24 protein-coding genes are annotated in these 18,348 nt (G+C 51.5%); 5 read left to right on the forward strand and 19 right to left on the reverse strand.

Annotation, left to right across the window (positions count from 1 at the left end):
• On the forward strand, positions 1-302 hold a 302-nt coding region (locus A596_RS14280), incomplete at its 5' end, for a DUF1496 domain-containing protein (RefSeq protein WP_235425738.1).
• Positions 303-353: 51 nt separating this feature from the next.
• On the opposite strand, the gene A596_RS14285 is transcribed toward A596_RS14280, so the two are convergent.
• The 17 genes from A596_RS14285 to A596_RS14365 all read right to left on the reverse strand — a co-directional run bounded on the left by A596_RS14285 (position 354) and on the right by A596_RS14365 (position 14,007).
• Entirely contained in the window at positions 354-674 is a 321-nt protein-coding gene (locus A596_RS14285) for a heavy metal-binding domain-containing protein (protein WP_039915964.1), read from the reverse strand.
• 15 nt (positions 675-689) lie between these two features.
• The gene (hemW, locus tag A596_RS14290; RefSeq protein WP_039915967.1) at positions 690-1,883 is read right to left on the reverse strand and encodes a radical SAM family heme chaperone HemW; all 1,194 of its coding nucleotides are present in this window, start codon (positions 1,881-1,883) and stop codon (positions 690-692) included.
• Position 1,884: 1 nt separating this feature from the next.
• Complete coding sequence (locus A596_RS14295; protein ID WP_039915969.1) at positions 1,885-2,484, reverse strand: XTP/dITP diphosphatase; 600 nt, start codon at positions 2,482-2,484, stop codon at positions 1,885-1,887.
• Between the two features lie 80 nt (positions 2,485-2,564).
• Complete coding sequence (locus A596_RS14300) at positions 2,565-3,020, reverse strand: DUF4426 domain-containing protein (protein WP_039915971.1); 456 nt, start codon at positions 3,018-3,020, stop codon at positions 2,565-2,567.
• A 165-nt stretch (positions 3,021-3,185) separates the two neighbouring features.
• Positions 3,186-3,773: a methionine biosynthesis protein MetW gene (gene metW, locus A596_RS14305; protein ID WP_039915973.1), complete on the reverse strand. Its 588-nt coding sequence runs from the start codon at positions 3,771-3,773 to the stop codon at positions 3,186-3,188.
• Complete coding sequence (gene metX, locus A596_RS14310) at positions 3,773-4,915, reverse strand: homoserine O-succinyltransferase MetX (RefSeq protein ID WP_039915974.1); 1,143 nt, start codon at positions 4,913-4,915, stop codon at positions 3,773-3,775. Before metX ends, metW begins: the two co-directional genes overlap by 1 nt.
• A gap of 120 nt (positions 4,916-5,035) precedes the next feature.
• A complete protein-coding gene (locus A596_RS14315) occupies positions 5,036-6,268 on the reverse strand; it encodes a beta-ketoacyl-ACP synthase (protein ID WP_052417528.1) in 1,233 nt (410 codons plus the stop codon).
• Positions 6,268-6,999: a 3-oxoacyl-ACP reductase FabG gene (fabG, locus tag A596_RS14320; RefSeq protein ID WP_039915978.1), complete on the reverse strand. Its 732-nt coding sequence runs from the start codon at positions 6,997-6,999 to the stop codon at positions 6,268-6,270. The genes A596_RS14315 and fabG overlap by 1 nt, the downstream gene beginning before the upstream one ends.
• The gene (locus tag A596_RS22195; RefSeq protein WP_152600189.1) at positions 6,992-7,489 is read right to left on the reverse strand and encodes a hotdog family protein; all 498 of its coding nucleotides are present in this window, start codon (positions 7,487-7,489) and stop codon (positions 6,992-6,994) included. The genes fabG and A596_RS22195 overlap by 8 nt, the downstream gene beginning before the upstream one ends.
• Before the next feature lie 8 nt (positions 7,490-7,497).
• Positions 7,498-8,082 (reverse strand): DUF3261 domain-containing protein, encoded by a 585-nt coding sequence (locus A596_RS14330; protein ID WP_039915979.1) that lies wholly within the window; start codon positions 8,080-8,082, stop codon positions 7,498-7,500.
• A complete protein-coding gene (locus tag A596_RS14335; RefSeq protein WP_039915984.1) occupies positions 8,079-10,490 on the reverse strand; it encodes an MMPL family transporter in 2,412 nt (803 codons plus the stop codon). Before A596_RS14335 ends, A596_RS14330 begins: the two co-directional genes overlap by 4 nt.
• A gap of 26 nt (positions 10,491-10,516) precedes the next feature.
• A complete protein-coding gene (locus tag A596_RS14340) occupies positions 10,517-11,185 on the reverse strand; it encodes a LolA family protein (protein WP_039915986.1) in 669 nt (222 codons plus the stop codon).
• A gap of 4 nt (positions 11,186-11,189) precedes the next feature.
• Positions 11,190-11,612, reverse strand: a complete 423-nt coding sequence (locus tag A596_RS14345) for an acyl-CoA thioesterase (RefSeq protein ID WP_039915988.1) — start codon at positions 11,610-11,612, stop codon at positions 11,190-11,192.
• A 33-nt stretch (positions 11,613-11,645) separates the two neighbouring features.
• Complete coding sequence (locus A596_RS14350) at positions 11,646-12,425, reverse strand: glycosyltransferase family 2 protein (protein WP_039915989.1); 780 nt, start codon at positions 12,423-12,425, stop codon at positions 11,646-11,648.
• Positions 12,422-12,817, reverse strand: coding sequence for an ApeI family dehydratase (locus A596_RS22200; protein ID WP_052417530.1), 396 nt, complete (start codon positions 12,815-12,817; stop codon positions 12,422-12,424). The genes A596_RS14350 and A596_RS22200 overlap by 4 nt, the downstream gene beginning before the upstream one ends.
• A gap of 2 nt (positions 12,818-12,819) precedes the next feature.
• Positions 12,820-13,107 (reverse strand): acyl carrier protein, encoded by a 288-nt coding sequence (locus tag A596_RS14360; RefSeq protein ID WP_052417531.1) that lies wholly within the window; start codon positions 13,105-13,107, stop codon positions 12,820-12,822.
• Between the two features lie 159 nt (positions 13,108-13,266).
• Positions 13,267-14,007 carry a class I SAM-dependent methyltransferase gene (locus A596_RS14365; protein WP_084128368.1) on the reverse strand — a complete coding sequence of 247 codons (741 nt, stop codon included), beginning with the start codon at positions 14,005-14,007 and terminating at the stop codon, positions 13,267-13,269.
• Between the two features lie 120 nt (positions 14,008-14,127).
• Between A596_RS14365 and A596_RS14370 the strand changes: the two genes are divergently transcribed.
• Positions 14,128-14,676, forward strand: a complete 549-nt coding sequence (locus A596_RS14370) for a hypothetical protein (protein WP_039915991.1) — start codon at positions 14,128-14,130, stop codon at positions 14,674-14,676.
• On the opposite strand, the gene A596_RS14375 is transcribed toward A596_RS14370, so the two are convergent.
• Together A596_RS14375 and A596_RS14380 are read right to left on the reverse strand one after the other, a co-directional pair.
• Positions 14,651-15,454: a lysophospholipid acyltransferase family protein gene (locus tag A596_RS14375; protein ID WP_084128370.1), complete on the reverse strand. Its 804-nt coding sequence runs from the start codon at positions 15,452-15,454 to the stop codon at positions 14,651-14,653. The genes A596_RS14370 and A596_RS14375 overlap by 26 nt on opposite strands.
• On the reverse strand, positions 15,436-16,419 hold the full coding sequence (locus tag A596_RS14380; protein WP_052417532.1) for a chorismate transformation FkbO/Hyg5 family protein: 984 nt from the start codon (positions 16,417-16,419) through the stop codon (positions 15,436-15,438). The genes A596_RS14375 and A596_RS14380 overlap by 19 nt, the downstream gene beginning before the upstream one ends.
• 233 nt (positions 16,420-16,652) lie before the next feature.
• Here A596_RS14380 and A596_RS14385 point away from each other — a divergent pair, with 233 nt between their 5' ends.
• The 3 genes from A596_RS14385 to A596_RS14395 are packed head-to-tail and all read left to right on the forward strand — an operon-like array spanning position 16,653 to position 18,348.
• The gene (locus A596_RS14385; RefSeq protein WP_039916258.1) at positions 16,653-17,414 is read left to right on the forward strand and encodes a class I SAM-dependent methyltransferase; all 762 of its coding nucleotides are present in this window, start codon (positions 16,653-16,655) and stop codon (positions 17,412-17,414) included.
• 54 nt (positions 17,415-17,468) lie between these two features.
• Positions 17,469-17,747, forward strand: a complete 279-nt coding sequence (locus A596_RS14390) for a phosphopantetheine-binding protein (RefSeq protein ID WP_039915995.1) — start codon at positions 17,469-17,471, stop codon at positions 17,745-17,747.
• Positions 17,740-18,348, forward strand: coding sequence for a COG4648 family protein (locus A596_RS14395; RefSeq protein ID WP_084128372.1), 609 nt, complete (start codon positions 17,740-17,742; stop codon positions 18,346-18,348). The genes A596_RS14390 and A596_RS14395 overlap by 8 nt, the downstream gene beginning before the upstream one ends.

Genomic DNA, 18,348 nt, shown 5'->3' on the forward strand with positions numbered 1-18,348 from the left:
ATGAGAGACAATCCATGAAAGCGACAATCATCATCGCCAGCCTCGGCCTGGCAGTTAGCGGCAACCTATTAGCGCATGAAGGCCACGACCATGGCCTGAGCAAAGAAGAAACGGCGAAAATGGCCAAAGAGGGAAAACTTTGCGTGATAAATAATGAAGGCAGCTCACTCGGCGCCGTTGTAGAGAGGGATGGAAAGTTGTTTCGCTGCGTAAAAGCCTATGGAAAAGATCTGCAAGCACAAACCGAACTGGTGTGGATTGAACTCAAGATACAAGATAAAGCACTGGTCACCGTACCTTAATTGCCCGCAAGCAAACCTGCGCTCAACAGCACGCAGGTTTGCTATCGCCAATCAACCTAACACTACCGCCGTCCCACTCGCGGATACCATCAACATACTGCCATTCTGGCCAACCACTTCGTAATCCAGATCTATTCCGACTACGGCATTTGCCCCCAATTCGCGCGCGCGATCCTGCAATTCCTGTAACGCAATTTCGCGGGCTTTTTGTAATTCACGCTCGTAAGTACCGGAGCGACCACCCACCAGATCGCGAATACTGGCAAATAAATCCTTGAACACATTCGCACCCAAAATTGCTTCGCCCGCAACAACACCACAATACACAGTGATATGTTTGCCTTCGACAGTCGGGGTGGTGGTCAGTAACATAACAAACTCCTTTGATTAGTCATCATTGTGGATAAATGCTTGCAAAACCCGATTTAAAAACCGGCGTCCCAATACCGTTGGCCTGATGTAACCATCGCAATGTTCCACCAGACCTTGTGCTTCAAGGCGCGCCCAATTATCAGCAAGCATCGACCAATCCTGGCCCGTGCGCTGGTTGAAATACGTTATAGGAACACCTTCATGCAAACGCAAGGCATTCATCATGAATTCCAATGGTAATGATTCCGGTGTTAATAAATCACTACCGCCACCGAATACATTTTGATGACCGTTTAGATTAGTGGAAATTTTTTGGCTATGCGCGGCATCCAGGTAATGTTTAGGCAGACGCGTTTTCCACAATCGCACTATTTTGTTTTCTGCTGGAAACGTAATTTTTCCATGTGCGCCTGCACCTATACCGAGATAATCGCCAAACTCCCAATAATTAAGATTGTGCCGCGCGCGTTTTCCCGCGAGTGCGTAAGCAGATATTTCATATTGCTCGTAGCCGGCGCCGGCCAAAAGCGCTACACCGGCGTCCTGGATATCTGCCAGGATTTCTTCTTCCGGTAACACCGGTGGTGCGGAATAAAACGCTGTGTTTTGTTCGATAGTCAACTGATACCAGGATAAATGCTCGGGGCCGAGATCCATTGCTTGCTGCAAATCGGCTTTGGCATCATCAATAGATTGTTCAGGCAAACCGTGCATTAAATCCAGGTTGAGATTATCAAACCCTGCCGCGCGCGCTACACCTACTGCGCGCAACGCTTCATCGCGCGCATGCACACGGCCCAACAGTGTTAATTGCCGGTCATTAAAACTCTGGATGCCGATAGAGAGACGATTCACACCGGCTGCGCGAAAACCGGAAAATTTTTCCTGTTCAAATGTTCCCGGATTGGCTTCCAGTGTTATTTCAATATCGGGCTCGAAACCGATAATATTTTCCGCATCGTGCAGTATCTGGCCAATTGCTGTTGCCGATAACATACTCGGTGTGCCACCGCCAAAAAAAATGCTGGTGATCTTGCGCCCTTGCGCCAACACCTGGTCCTGCTGCAAATCAAAACGCAACGCCTTTACATAATCCGCTTCCGGAATATCGTTATCTGCCTGGTGCGAGTTAAAATCGCAATAAGGGCATTTGCGAATACACCAGGGCACATGCACATAGAGCGCTAGCGGTGGCAGTTGCAAGGACATATTATTTACCCAACGCCGATAATTTTTGCAGCAATTCCTGCATCGCTTTGCCGCGATGGCTAATGCGATTTTTTTCTTCTTTGCTTAACTCTGCCGATGCGCAGTTGTGGGTTGGAACAAAAAATAATGGATCGTAACCAAAACCGCCCTCACCTTGCGGCTCACTTAATATAATTCCTTCCCACACACCATGGCATAAAATCGGCGTCGGATCGTCCGCGTGACGCATAAACGCCAACACCGCGTGGTAACGAGCCGTGCGTTGCGCCGCTGGAATATCTTTTAATTCCAGCAATAATTTCCTGTTATTTTTTTCATCGTTGGCATTTTCGCCAGCATAACGTGCCGAATAAATTCCGGGGCGACCATTCAATGCATCAACTTCGATACCGGAATCATCAGCCAATGCAGGCAACCCGGTTTTAGCGCAGGCATAACGTGCTTTAATGATGGCATTTTCAACAAAGGTTAAACCGGTTTCCTCGGCGTTTTCAGCAAAAAAATCCGATTGTGGTAGTACCTCAAAACCACAATCGCCGAGCAGTTCCTGAAATTCGCGCAGTTTTCCTTTATTACCACTGGCCAATACAATTTTTTTCATTGATCGATCACTCAATATTTTTTACAGAAACAAAAGGCGCCGTCAGGCGCCTCTCGCATTACATTCGCCTGTAAATTCAATTATTCGGTATACAGGGTGCGATTAAACGTTACTGCCAATGGTTTGTTCTCACCTTCGATTACCTGCACATCAAAATGCAACAGTTCTTCGTTGTTAAATACAAACGGCGCGAGATAATAAGTCGCCTCGCCTTCTTTGATTTCAATAAAGGTTAAATCCTGGCTTTGCTGCATTAAATTTTTGGTTTTACCAATCACTTTTGCGGGCAAACCTAAACTGGTCTGGCCATTTTCTGTTTTGGTGAAACTGATGTTTAACAGCGCGCGATCTTTACCGCGCACCAATTTATAGGCTTCAGCTACTGGCGCGGGAATGTCTGTGCTGTGAAATACATTGTAATGTACCGTGTAATCGCCAAAACGTTGGGCGGTGTTAATTTCCTTTGGCTGGTCAACTTGTGCTTGTGCCGTCACTGCCAATAAAAACAATGCCAACATACTGATAATTGATTTCATATCTCACCCGGGTTTAATAATTGTGGCTAATATCATCATGTTAAATAACTTCAGATTACACTGCTCGGCACTTCATTAGCGATAGGTAAAGATTTGCCAGAGCATTACTCGTCCAGTGAACATGTCCCATTTCCTATCAATCTATTCCTTTTATTATTCATTGTTCTACTTGCTGAGATGGTAAATTGCCGTTTCACCGAACAAATTGGGCATTAAATCTTTTAGGGTTTGCCCGGAAACTTCATTCACAACCTGACGGCTAATCACCTTGATATTGCGCTCGCGGCACAGCACTTCAAAATCCTTGAATGTACAAAAGTGAATATTGGGTGTGTTGTACCACTCGAACGGCAGCAAATCCGACACCGGCATGCGCCCGCGTGTGGCAAGATAAAACCGGGCTTTCCAATGACCGAAATTCGGAAATGTCACAATACATTCCTTGCCCACGCGCAACATTTCATCCAGCACCAAATGGGGGAAATGCAGCGTTTGCAATGCCTGGGTCATAATTACGGTATCAAAACTTTTATCGGCAAAATTGCCGAGGCCGCGATCCAGGTTTTGTTCGATAACATTCAAACCTTTATCAATACATAAATTAATTTGCGCGGCATCAATTTCCAAACCATAGCCCTGCACCTGTTTGTTATCGATCAAAAATTTTAACAAGGTGCCATCACCGCAACCCAGATCGAGTACGCGACTGTTTTGTTTGATCCACGACTGGATTTCATTTAAGTCAATACGCATCACACACTCACTCCGGCCAGGTAGCGACCAAAAACCTGCTGGTAGCGTTCATCCGGCAACAGAAATGCATCGTGGCCATGTTTGGATTCGATTTCCGCATAAGTCACCGCGCGATTTGCCCCCACTAACGCATTAACTATTTCGTGCGAACGCTCGGGTGCAAAGCGCCAGTCGGTGCTGAAAGAAATGACTAAAAATTTTGCGGAGGCTTGCTTGAATGCATTAACCGGATCGTCATTGTATTCGCGCGCAAGGTCAAAATAATCGAGCGCTTTGGTGATGCGAATGTAAGAATTTGCATCAAAGGTATTGGCGAAGCTGTCGCCCTGGTAGCGCAAATAACTTTCGATCTGGAATTCCACCGGCTCGTCATTGCCCAGTTCAAAACTGCCACGGCGTAAATCGCGACCAAACTTTTCACCCATCGCGAAATCGGACAAATAAGTAATGTGGCCAATCATGCGCGCAACTGCCAAACCATTTTTGGGAATGCTGTTGTGCGCGAGGTAGTCGCCATCAAAAAAGTTCGGGTCGCTGACAATCGCTTTGCGCGCTGCTTCATTGAACGCGATATTTTGCGCAGAAAGTTTCAATGCAGAAGCGATAACCACCGCGTGGCGAATGCGCTGTGGATAATCCAGCGCCCAGCGCATTACCTGCATGCCGCCGAGGCTGCCGCCAATAACGGCGGCCCAGGTTTCTATACCCAGCACATCGGCAAGGCGCGCCTGGCTCGCTACCCAGTCGCGCACGCGGACCATGGGAAAATCGGCGCCCCAGGGTTTGCCGGTGGCGGGGTTAATCGAACGCGGTCCGGTCGAGCCATGGCAACCGCCGAGGTTATTGAGCGATACCACAAAAAATTTATTGGTATCGATAGGCTTGCCGGGGCCGATATAGGCATCCCACCAGCCGGGGCGTTTATCGTCCAGGGTGTGATAGCCCGCCGCGTGATGGTGGCCGGACAGCGCGTGGCAAATCAATACTGCGTTGGATTTGGCCGCATTGAGCTGGCCATAGGTTTCATATACCAATTCGTATTCATCCAGCGTCCTGCCGCAGGCGAGCAATAATGGCTGGGTGAAATGGTGAGTCTGTGGCGTGACAAGACCCACTGAATCAGCGGGTATTTCGTTTGGCATGGCGATCTCTTATACCGCAACGACAGCGGCGTATTTTCAAATGGCGCCAGTCTAAAGAGACCAGCTTTAGCCTGCAAGGTTAGTTCAAGTAGCGCCGGTTAGCGCGCGGGCCGGGCCGCTTCAGGCCGGCCAGCGTTTGAAGATCAGCGAGGTATTGATGCCACCGAAGGCAAAATTGTTACTCATGATATAGGTGCAATCCAGTAACCGCCCTTCGCCCATGATGTAGTCCAGATCGCCGCATTGCGGGTCGGGCGTCTGCAAATTGAGGGTGGGCGCAAACCAGCCTTCATTCATCATCTGGATGCTGGCCCAGGCTTCAATCGCACCGCAGGCACCGAGTGTATGGCCAATGTTGCCCTTCAGGGTGCTGATGGGCACGGTTTGTTTGCCGAATAACGTTTCGGTGGCGATGGATTCGGCGATATCACCGCGATCCGTCGCCGTGCCGTGGGCGTTGATATAGCCGATATCGGACGGCTGCAACCCGGCATCATCAAGCGCCATTTGCATGGCAATATTCATGGTCGCCGGGTCCGGCTGGGTCACGTGGCCGCCGTCCGAATTGGTGCCGAAGCCAATCAGTTCGGCATAGATTTTTGCACCGCGCGCCAACGCATGTTCCAGTTCTTCCAGGATCAGGGTGCCGGCGCCTTCGCCAATCACCAAACCATCGCGGCCGCTATCAAACGGGCTGGGTGTGATGCTAGGGGTATCGTTACGGGTGCTGGTGGCATAGAGGGTATCGAATACCGCCGCTTCCGACGGGCACAGCTCCTCGGCACCGCCGGCTACCATCAGAGTTTGTTTGCCGTATTTGATGGCTTCGTAGGCATAACCGATGCCCTGGCTGCCCGAGGTACATGCGGACGAGGTAGTAATGATGCGGCCTTTCAAACCAAAAAACACACCGACATTTACCGGCGCTGTGTGGCCCATCATACGGATATAAGTAGTAGCGGTAGCACCGCCGATATCGCGCTTGTCGAGCATCACTGCAAAGTCGCGGGTGGCGTCAGTGCTGCCGGTCGATGAACCGTAGGCAACACCCATGGCGCCACTTTGGATCAGCGGATCATCCAGCAAACCGGCATCGGTCAACGCAAGTTCGGTCGCGCGGGTGGAAAGCAGCGAGACACGGCCCATGGAGCGGATTTTCTTGCGCGGGTAATGAGCGGGAACGACGAAATCTTCAATCGGCCCGGCCAGGTTGGTATTCAAATCTTTATAGGTGGCCCAGTCTTCCAGGCGGCGAATCGCACTGGTGCCGGCTTTGAGTTTCGCAGCAAAGTCCGGCCAGTTATCCCCCAGGGCGGTCACCACTCCCATGCCTGTTACTACGACACGCTTCATCAGAACATACCGCCATTGACTGAAATAACCTGGCGGGTGATATAGCCCGCCGGTGCAGATAATAAATAGCTTACCAATGACGCCACCTCGTCCGGCTCGCCAGCGCGGCGCATCGGGATAAGCTTGAGCGCTTCTTCTATCGGCGCTTCGTCAATCATATCGGTGTTGATCAACCCCGGCGCGACGCAATTGACGGTGATATCGCGCTTCGCCAACTCTATCGCCAGCGCTTTGGTTGCACCGATAATCCCGGCTTTGGCCGCACTGTAATTGACTTGCCCGCGATTGCCCATAATCCCGGAGACCGACGCCAGGGTAACAATGCGGCCCGGTTTGCGGCGGCGCACCATCGGCATAATGACTGGGTTGAGGACGTTGTAAAACGCATCCAGGTTGGTGTGGATCACCGCATCCCAATCTTCACCGCTCATCGCGGGAAAGGCGTTATCGCGCGCGATACCGGCATTGCATACCACACCGTAGTAGGCGCCGTTGGTTTCCATATCGGCTTCGAGTAATTGTTTGGCCTGCTCGCGTTCGGCTACATCAAATTGCAGGATGCTGGCTTTACCGCCGCCCTGCTGGATAAGTTGCTGCACTGCCTCGGCTTGTTCGCGCTGGCGGCGGCAGTGGATCACGACTTCATAGCCATCGCGCGCCAGGTGCAGGGCGATGGCGCGGCCAATACCGCGGCTGGAACCGGTGACTAACACACGTTTATCGTTATTCATTGTTATTTTCCCCAGTTGCATTCATTTGCGTAAATTGTGTCATAAGGGCATCGACATCCCTGGGTTGGATCGCTTTTATTTCGGCGTGGGCGACCAGTTCATCGCCCGCATAAATTTCACATTTAAAGAGTACAAGGTTGGTTTCATCGCGGAGCAACTCACTTACCTTAACGCGCAATTCCTGTTCGGTAGGAAAGAAGGGTATTTCCGCATGGTAACGGCGGGTGCCCAACAAAAATCCCAGCGATACCGGCCGGCCCGCTTGCAGCGATTCAATTCCCGCGAGCGCACCGATGGCTTGTGCCATATATTCAATGCCAACCCAGGATGGAACCCTGCCTTCATCATCCATCAGCAATTGCGAATCATGCGGATCGACTATCGCTTCCAGCTCACCTTTACCCCAGCTCGCCACCGCTTTCAGCAGCAACATCGGCGGCCGGTGGAGGAGCAAATCCTGCACAGATTCAAATAGCGGTGGCTGACTCATAGACTGACTTAATTCAATGGCTGGCTATGGATAAGCAAGCGCAACTCACGGGTGTTATAGCTGAGGCTGCCCTGCCAGGGATTCGCCGTTGTTGACTGGTACTCAATGGAGGCGCGCAATATACCAGAAAAGCGCGCCTCACGACCCCCGTTGCCATCAACGAAATCCCAGCGCGGATTCGCCGCCTGCAAATCGTTTAGCGGCCAATAACCGAGCTGCCAGGCCTGGATTAGTTCGGGCAATAATTGATTGGCCGGATGGGATTGCAAACGCTCCACACGCACCTGGCCATCTACCGCTTCCGCCGTTGCCAGGCGTTGCCCCAGATTGTTCAACATAATCCAGCGCCAGTAATGTGGGCCGCGTTCAACCACCACTTCCAACGCATAATTATCCGCACCCTGTTGCACCTGCCACTGCTGTTGGGCGACACGGACTTGCGGATCGCTGCTCGCCACCAATAGCGTAAAATCCTTGCTCTTGAGGTTATTGCTATTGAACAGGCTGCATCCACCCAGCGCGAAAAAAATCACTAGCAACAAAGCGCGTGTTACTGCGCCTGGAATTATTGTCGATATTTTTTTTCCATTCATGTCTGTGTACTCGCCGTTGTTGCTGGACCCGGTGTGCGCAATTGCCCGGCAACCGGTGCATACAACCAATTAAAACAACAGCCCAAAAATAACGTGATGCCAAATGCGCTCACCATCGGCGTTGAACTCAGCGCTAGCAACCCGAACGATAAACTACTGGACACCGCCGATAAAAAAATCGCGCGCTGCGTAACCGGGTCTTGCGGGCCTTGCGTATAGGAAAAAATACCGTAGTCCATGCCCAAACCAAGAATCAGGTAGCAACCAAACAAGTGGAACAAATTAATCGCAACGCCGCTGAGCGTTAACAACGCCAATGTAGTCACCGTTGCAATGAGCGGCACCAGGATTAATAACAGCGCGCGTTTGCGCCGGAAATAAATCCACAGCAACGGCAAAATAGCGACGTATGCCAGCAGCAATAATACCGCTGCCGAATTCATTAATTGATGCAACAACTGCGACATACCGGCAACGCGATCAATCCAGATAATCGAATGATTATTTGCCGCTGCCGCCAACGCCGTTACATCAACCACACCGCGCAAACCGATAATGCTTACCTGCTTGCCATTCAATTCACCCAACCACAATAAACCCTGGTCGGGACGCGCTACTTGCAACCACTCATCAACTAACAAATGCTGCGACTGTGCGGCAACAAATCCGCTTTGCGCTTGCGCAACGGCTTGGGCATCAAACCCGGCGGACTGCATAAATTGATCAACCAATCCATTCGCGCTGTAAAGTTGTTGCGCCATTAACGCGTAATTCGCATGCTGCTGTTGCAGCGATGGAACGATTGCACTGGTGGCGATATAACCGCTAAACGCGCCTGCATTCACTAATGCATCCAAATGCTCGCGGCGGAAGCGTTCTTCCAATTGCAATAATTCTTCTGCGCTTTCGGCGCGCAACAAAAAATATTGATTCGGGGAAACCCCCTGCAAGGCACTGTGCAAACGCTGCTCGGATGCCATTAATTGTGCGGAAGGTTTGTAGAGTGTGCGCACATCGCTGCTGCGGCTGGCCACTACACTACCGGCGATAATGACTAACGCTATTGCGCTGAAAATAAAATACTGCGGCAAACCGCGCATGCGCTGCCAGAAAAACCAGGCGGCTGCCGCGCAACGATCAATAATAGCAGACGGTACGGGTAACGGTTGGCGCACCAGGAGTGGATAAATCACCACCAGAAATAACCAGGCACCGCACAAACCGATCACCGAAAATAATGCAATTTGTTGCAAACCCGGCAAGGGTGTCGGCAGCAAACTGCTATAGCCCAGTACCGAGGCAATCAAACTTAAACTCAACGCTGGCAATAAAATTTCCAGCACACGTTTGCCGCGATCCTGTAAATCCGGCATGCGCAGTGACAAATCCTGGTACTTGCATAAATAGTGCAGCGAATAATCCACGGCGACGCCAATCAAACTCGCGCCGAATACCAGCGTCATCAAATGGATTTTGCCAAATAAAAAATGATTGATAACCAGCGCAACCCCACAGCCATATGCCACAGATACCAAACTTAGCAATAAAGGTTTGATGCGGCGAAATGCCAATAGAAATAACAGCAGCACGCCCAGACTGGAACCACCACCGATAATACTCATTTCACGTTGCGCATTTGCCGAGGCTTCTGCTGCATGGAATACCGCACCGGACACCAATATCTGCGCGGTTTGCGTGTGCGGATTTATTGCCAGTTGCGTACGCAATTCCTGCAACCAGGAATTCATCTGCGCCTGCAATTCCAGATTGAATGATTCGCCTTGTAAATCGAGTGCAAATAAAATCAAAAACCCCTCATTAGTAGTCACTACCAAACGGTCATTGATCAATTCGCCCTTGATTGCCGGTTGCAATTGCTGCGCATACACCGGGGCAAGGCTGAGTGGATCTTGTAACGGTGACAGCGCGCTACCCCCTACATTAAAACCAAATAGCGCCGCTTGTGCCCGGGCTAATAATTCTTGCGGATTATTATTGATGAGTTGTTGCTGTGCCGGTGTTAATAGCTGGTAACGATAGCGCTGCAATAATTCATGTTGCTGCGCGGCAAGTTCCATCTGCGCATTCATCGCACTGGCTTTCAGGTGCGGATTAGCCGTTATCGCCGCCGACAAAATATCCGCAGCGGCGCTTGCTGTTTCTTTGGCAGGTGCTTGCGCAGCAACGAGGATTTTATTACCGAACTGGCGGTACACCCGGTCATTAACACTATTGACCAATTGGTTGTGGCTGTCTTTTGGAAACAGGCTTTGCAAATCAGTTTCCAACACAAAGCCGTGCTTGATGAGCGGATAACACAATGCCAGAGCGATGAGCGAGACCAGTACTAATAGCCAGCTGAATAATTGTTGCCAGCGCGCCAGCGGTATTTTTATTGTTGTTAGCATAAACCGGCTACGTCGATGAAAGAGAATTATTGGTTAGCAGCAAAAGCCGCGCAGCTATCTTGTGGTTGCAAATAAAACCAATGGCATTGCGCGCGCGAAGGTGCAGCGCTTTCCGTTTGGTTAGTAAATTCAATCGTTGTTTCATCACCATTCGCGGCGGTCACAACCAGCTTTTGTAAAAATTGGTCGCCATTCATCACCGCGTTGCGCATATTTTTTTTAATCAAATCCAGGCGCGGTGTTAGCGTGAGTTGCCACTGGTTTTTGTCGAATACCCAATCGGCAATAAAGCGTTGCTGGATTAATTCAATATCGGCACTGAAAAAAGCCAGCAAGGTTTTATTGACTTCGCGCTGGATCAATCCCGATTGCTCCGCCGCTACGCTGCCCGTGCCATTTTGTTGCCAGTTAATAATATCGGTGCCGGTAATGGTCAACGCATTGAAAAACGGTTTGTCGGTGGCGATGTATAAACCATGGTCGCGCCAGAAAATAAATGTGCCTTGCGCTTTAAGTGCGTAAGCCAAACCCTGCAATTTTTTTTGCTGGTTAAATCCGCCGTGCACTACCTGGATTTCACTCAGGCGTTTTACCACCTGATCAATCTGTTGTTGCGTATCGGCAAATACCGATGGCGTAAGTAACGCAACAAAAAGCAGCGCCATTAAACGAAGCATTAACACAGATTTTTTCATCAGATTAACCTGGCAAAGGGCCCCATGTGGTGATGAGTTTTTGTTGCAAGATGGCCGGCGATTCAAAACACATTTCATTTTTTGCCATATCGATCGCCACCTGGATGGTGTAGGCCTTGGTCAAGCGCTCACCGGTTTCCAGATCGCTGATGACATAATCCAGTTTTAGCCGGTACTCCCACTCGCGCAGTGAACATTGCACTCGCACACGCTGGCCAAATTGCAGCGATTTTATATATTTGATGCGCATATCAATGATTGGCCAGGAATAACCGGATGCCTGCATAGCCTGATAACTGTAACCGCATGCCTCCAGAAATTCACAGCGGGCAACTTCCAGGTATTTTACATAGTGCCCGTGCCATACCACGTGCATGGAATCCACATCGTGAAAGGGCACCAGAATATCGGTTGTGGTTGAAAACATGGCAAACAAACCCGGGAAATAGTCAGTAAATAGCTACACGCGCTGCGTTTTGGAGCGGCGCGCGTTGGAAAAGTTGCGCCACACCAACGCCGGAATACGCGGCAACATACCGAAAAACAAGCGCGTGTGCATCCAGCTGATGCGCACATTGTCTTTGATAATGTCGAAGTGCGAGGGAATGTCATCCTGGTACAAAATGCGGGTGGGAATATTTTCTACCGGCAGCCCCTGCCAATAGAGACGCACCAAAATATCGGTATCGAAATCCATGCGCGCGCCAATTTTGTTGCGCGCCAGCAATTGCATTGTGGGTGCTAACGGGTATAACCGGTAACCGCACATGGAATCTTTAATCGCGCGCGATAACGTGTTTATGCACACCCAGAAATCCGTGAGTTTACGACCACTGCGACGCGACGGCGGCATGGCCGCATAGCTGCGCCAGCCACTGATGACCGCCAGCGGATTGCGTTGCGCGCTGGCGAGAAATGCGGGCACATCATTTAAGTCGTGCTGTCCATCGGCATCCACTTGCAGCGCGTGGGTAAAACCCTTGCTATGTGCCAGTGTGAAACCGCGACAAACAGCAACACCTTTACCCGCGTTTTGCGCCAGGCGCAGTAATTCGACGCGCGGGTTTTCAGCGGCGATAACATCCAGCACCTGCGCGCAATGAGCCGCACTGCCGTCATCGACCAGAATACAGGGCAAACCAAAATCCAGCAGGCGTGCTACCAAACCTGCAATTTTATGGGGATGGTTGTAGACCGGAATCACCACACACGGCTTAAAAATGATTTCAGCGGAACTCATGCCAACACCGGTTCCGTTGCGTAAACAAGCCGCCCCTGGGAGAAAAGCACTTCATTGCTGTCATCGGCATACCGATAAAAACGGAAATCAACCGCGCCCTTGCGGCTGTCGTAACAGAGGTTTAATTGCAGCCGGGTATTGGGAATAATGGGACAGGTATATTTCAACCGTTCGACGCGCAATACCGGTTCTTCAATTAATAAAAACTCGCGCGCATAGTGCACCGCCCAATCGAGCTGGACCACGCCGGGCAGTATCGGAAAATCGGGAAAGTGACCGGCGAAACCAGCCAGGTCGGGGGCAACAAAAAGCCCGGCGTCGAGATGACCCTGGGCTATTTTGACATCGATCAGTGCCGGCCGCCGTGCCACTTCAGGGCCTGTGGCGACCACGTTTAACCCTGGCTCGCTTCGGGCAGGGCGTCAACTTCTTCAGGGCGATTCAACAAATCGTAAACCGCGTCCACTACATCCTGCACCGTGCGCACTTGTTTAAAGTCGCTCGGCTGGATGCGACGGCCAGTAAATTCTTTGAGTTTTACAGTGAGATCTACAGCATCAATGCTATCGATATCCAGATCTTCATACAGATTGGCATCGGGGGAGATAGCGTCAGGGGCTATTTCAAATAAGGAAACGAGGGTTTCCTGCAGGAAACTGTATATTTTTTCTTTTGTGTACATAGTTACTTCCATCGGTGTTTATTCTGCGAAGACCCTTTGCTGCCAAACGCGACAGCGAAAGTATTTGTTTTGTTCCCCTCCAAAACATGTCGTGCAGTTTAACAGATGGTTTGCGAATGCCCAACTTGGCCAGCGGGCCAAAACCGGAAATATCCTTGGTTATTCAGGCTTTTGCGCAACTATCAGGATTTCGGTGGGTTCGGTTATATCGCGGCCGATACCCAGCTTTTGGGCCATACCCAAACAGCGGCGCGACCACCAGGGGCGCGAGGTTTGCACATCATTTTCGGTGAAAACAAAACCGGCAGTGCGCAGTAAATCGATATAGCCCTGTGCATCTTTTTGCACCATCGCGGGATGGCGGAACAATAAACGCACGGGGATGGATTGAATGAACGAGCGGCAGGATTCGCCCACAAGCAAAATTCCGCCCGGTGGTAGCAGGCGATAAAATTCGGCCAGGGTTTCCTGTTGCTGGCTGCTATGGTGCAGAAGTTGATGGCACAGAATCAGGTCGAAGGATTCAGCGGGAAAGATAGATTCTGATGCGTTGCCATGGATGGCCGTTGTCGGAGTCACCAGTTCAGTGGCTGCCCCTTTCGCTTTGCGTATTTGTTCGCCGTCGATATCAATACCGGTAATTGTCGCCGGTTGAAAATGTTGCTCTAGCAAACCAAACGCCATGCCTTGCCCGCAACCGGCATCCAACACTCGCGGCTGGGCCGGCAAGCGCCCGGCGAGCAAGCCTTTGAAGTCGATAATCGCTTGGGACAACACATAGCGATACCAGGTGTGGGTGCTCAAAAACCAGCGCCCGAAACGGGTTTCGCGCACCCAGACAGCTTTTTGGCGGGAAGCAGTGGTAGCTGCACTGGCGACGGCAGGTTTGTTTGCGGACATAAGGATTGCACAACTCGAATAGACAATCAGGGGCGCCAGAGCCTATAGCTGGCGGCGGCATGATAATCTATGGACGCTCATTATGACCAGAAATCCTCCGGTTGCGGATCAACCTCTCGTATGAAAACCATTTTGGACCGCTGCATAGAATCCCTCGCGCTGATGACGTTTTTGATTTACCTCCAGGTTGGCAATATGGCGACAAGGGCCGATTGGTTATTGCCTTATTTGCTCGCCAGCGGCATTGGCCTGGGCGCCACGGTTTATATCTTGCGCCGTGGAATCCTGCTCAATCGCCTGTTACTGGGTGTGACCCTTTATTTCTGCAGCGGCTTGTTGGGTTTATTGGTTGAGTGGGATTGGTTAAACGATCTTTATGGCACGTTGGGTGCCGTGGCGATGTTGGGGTGGATATTCCTGACCGGTGTATTCACCGGCGGATTGAGTCCTTACGGATTTTTAGGTGTGAGATCGCCGGGTTATTTTTCTATTGTCCAAAGCTCGGGTTTGCTGCTAATCGCCTGTGCAATCGCCACGGTCACTGCCTGGTATTTCATGCACAACAAATTACTGGGCGAATGGGTGCCGTTTATTTTTCTCTTTTCGATGCGCAGCCTGTTGTTGCAACTGCACCGGAGGCTGCTCAGGACTTCTGCAGCTGCCGGGTAAAATAGGCTACCAATTCACGCGTTAGCTGGCGCGCCGCCATGCTTTGCAGGGTGCCTTCCGGCATAAAACGGGCAGTGTCAAACGCGGGCATCACACTGATGGTGTAATGCGGCGGCTGGGCGCTGATCTCATACCAATGCTGGTTTTTCAATAAGGTCACCGGCTCACAGCGAATCACTACCGGCGTAATGGCGATACCTGCACTCAAGGCTACGTTGGAGGGACCGCGATGAAATGACAGCGGCTGATCCGGTTTTGTGCGCGTCCCTTCGGGAAAGATAATCAGCGATTGGCCACTGTTTAGCGTTTCCAGGCAGCGATTGAACAATGCCGGGTCGCTATTGCTGATGTAATCGGCCGAGCGCACCGCCATGGCGGTAAAGGGATTACGCCACAAGCTGCCTTTTACTACACAGCTGGCATCGGTTAAACCCATTAAAAACACCACATCCAGCAGCGACGGATGATTGGCGATAATCAGTTGGCCGGGCTTGCGCAGTTGGTCGATCTGGTGGAATTCATAGCTAAGCAAACCCAGCCAGCGCAAGATGCGCACATAATTGCGAAATACCCAGGCATTGACCTTGCGTGTGTAACGCGCACGCCATGCGGGCTTGAAGGGGATGAAATAGAGCGCCGGAAATACGGTCAGCGACAGGAAGGAGCCGCCCAATCCAAAAAGCGCAAACCCGAAGCCGGTCGCCGGAACACGCCAACAACGCGATAAACGCGCCCTTTGCCACCATCCACCTGGGGCCATCACGGGTAGAGATTCCATATTCCGTCGATCTCCAGCAACAAATCTGCACGGCAGATATCAGCCGCAACATACACCGCCGGAACATCTGGATAAGCCGCTTCTACCCGCCGCTGGATTACCTCAAAGTCTGCGGGATGGCGCACATACACCTTCAGCACTTCCGCCGTTAATTCAGGCAAGGTGCCGTTTACGCCGAGGGTACTGGTAGCCACATGGGCCAACAATAAATCCAGGTTTTCCAGGGTGACATCAATCTGCGCATCCAGCTCGTAGGGATGCAAGGTTTGGTAGCCCACGACACTGGCGGTCCCGGATACAAACAACTTGGCCGTTTGCCCGGGCAGCGCAAGCAAACTGGCGCGCGCAAATGACGGGCTGCGCGGACCGTATTCAGCAGGATAGTGGTAGGCACTGGCCTGGCGCGGGTTTTCAAAATGGCGCGGAGCCACTTTGCTCGCCAATGCATACACCAGCACATCACCGCCGGCATGCCCCAATGCACAAGCCGATGGATATTGGCTTTCCTCAATCCCGCTCGCGGCAAAGGCATCAAAGCGCCCCAGGCAGAACTGGCGATAACGTTCCAGCCCTGCTTCCTCACCATTGATATCGGCAAAGTAATTCCAGACGCGCACCAAATGCGGATAACCACGCATCGTCAATTGCCCGAGCAACTCGCGATAAAGGCGTTCACTCGCCGCTACCAACCCATCCTCATCCGCTTCATTGGCCCATAAGGCGACCAGCAAATAATCACCGTTTTCCGCCCAATAGGAATTCACACCGTAGCCGGCCGTGATTTCACCGGCAGGCGCGATCATCAATTCGCCGCGAATATCGCCGGCCAACGGCAATAGGCCGGTACTGATATAACCGGCCGCACCCGCGTTGGCGCAGGTGCTATCAAAACGAAAATTCGCCAGTTGCGGCGCCCTTCTGGCGTTGTCATCAACCGCAACGTAATACTGACTGCTCAATCCCACCGGGGTACCACCCTGTCCATCAACCCAATTTCAAACATTGGTTACCGAAGATTTATACGCCATAACCGTTTTTCAATGCCGCGGATTATAGGAGGAAATATTGCACCTGTTCCACGCATGTTCTGCTTTTGTTGCCAACACTTGGGCACGGTTTTACCAAAAGTAACGCTGCCTTGCGCCAGTGCAACGGCTCCCGTAAAGTACGCGCTTATTTTTTAGGGATCACGCGCCAAATGACCATTAACGAACAGAATCGTTTAGCTCCACACCCGGTATTGCCAGATTATTACGGCAAAGCTGAAGACAGACGCAGCCGTGTTGATGAGATGTTTGACTCATCTGCCGAGCACTACGACTGGATTACCGATGTGATGAGTTTTGGTTCTGGCCGTATGTATCGCCGCCAGGCGCTGTTGCGCGCTGGCGTGAAAGCGGGTGACAAGGTGCTGGACGTGGGTGCCGGTACCGGTGTGGTGTCCTTTTTGGCCCAGCAAATTGTCGGTGAAGAAGGTTTGGTAGTTGCACTTGATCCCAGCAAGGGCATGCTCGGCCAAGCCGTAAAACTGGGCGTTGAAAATGTGTCTATGGGGTTGGGTGAGGCGTTGCCGTTCCCCGATGATACCTTCGATTACCTGACCATGGGTTTTGCCCTGCGCCATGTGGCTGACCTCGGCGCGGCCTTTGCCGAATACCAGCGCGTACTGAAACCCGGCGGCAAGATTTTGCTACTGGAAATCACCCGCCCTGAAGGCAAGCTGGCGACCGCGTTCCTGAAGTTTTACCTCAAAATTATCATCCCTAACCTCGCCAAAATTTTCCGTCGCAGCGCCGACAGTAAAGTGTTGATGCGCTACTACTGGGACACCATCGAACAATGTGTTCCACCGGCCACTATCGTTGATGCATTGAAAGCGACTGGCCTGGAGCAGAGCAAGCGCGCCGTAGTATTGAGCATTTTCAGCGAATACACGGGCATCAAACCCAAACGTTCCTGATCCGGATTACCCAGACGATTAATCGGAAAGCGCAGCATTAAAGGTATAGGTGGTATGAGTTTACAAACACAAGCAGAGCAGGAATTGGCCAAAGTACTGGTGGCAGCGCTGGACCTGGAAGACCTGGAGCCGGGCGAAATCAATCCGGAAGCGCCATTATTCGACCCCGGCCACAGCGAGAGTTTGGGGCTGGATTCAATCGATGCACTGGAAATTTCATTGGCCATCGCCAAGCACTATAAAGTGCAACTCAAAGCCGATGACGAAAACAATAAAGCGATTTTCCACAGCCTGCGTTCGCTCAGCAATTACATAAATTCGCAACGTGCTTAACCGCATACTTGCCATCGCACTGGTAGTGGCTTACCCGCTACTGGTGCATGTCTCCCTGGTGTTTGCCATACCGCAATTGATGTTTATCGCCCCGCTGGTATTCCTGACCGGGGCGTTCTGGTACGGATTGATCGCTCGCCACTTACTCGCCTGGACCTTATTCATAGCGTCTTGCGTGGCTATTTTGGTAGTGGAATACCTGGGCCTGACGCTCTATTTGCTGTACTTGCCACCGATCCTGTTGCCGTTGCTGTTTCTGGTTATTTTTGGCCGCACGTTGCTCGGCGGACGCGAGCCGTTAATCACTGCCATCGGTGAAGCCGCGCGCGGGCCTTTATCGGTTGCGATGCGCCGCTATACGCGCCGGCTTACGCTGCTGTGGTGCCTGGTATTCGCTACTATGGTGATCTGGTCAGCGATATTGCCCTGGCTGGAGCGACCGGAACTCTGGTCATGGTTTACCAATGTGATTAATTACGGCGTTGTGGGCGCGCTATTTATAGGCGAATTTATACTGCGCAAAAAACTCTTCCCGACCCATAACCACCCCGATTTTTTTGAGTACCTGCGCATTATCGCCCGCGCCAGGATTCACCGGTAA

It is taken from the genome of Cellvibrio mixtus subsp. mixtus J3-8, from assembly GCF_000766945.1.
GTDB lineage: Bacteria > Pseudomonadota > Gammaproteobacteria > Pseudomonadales > Cellvibrionaceae > Cellvibrio > Cellvibrio mixtus_A.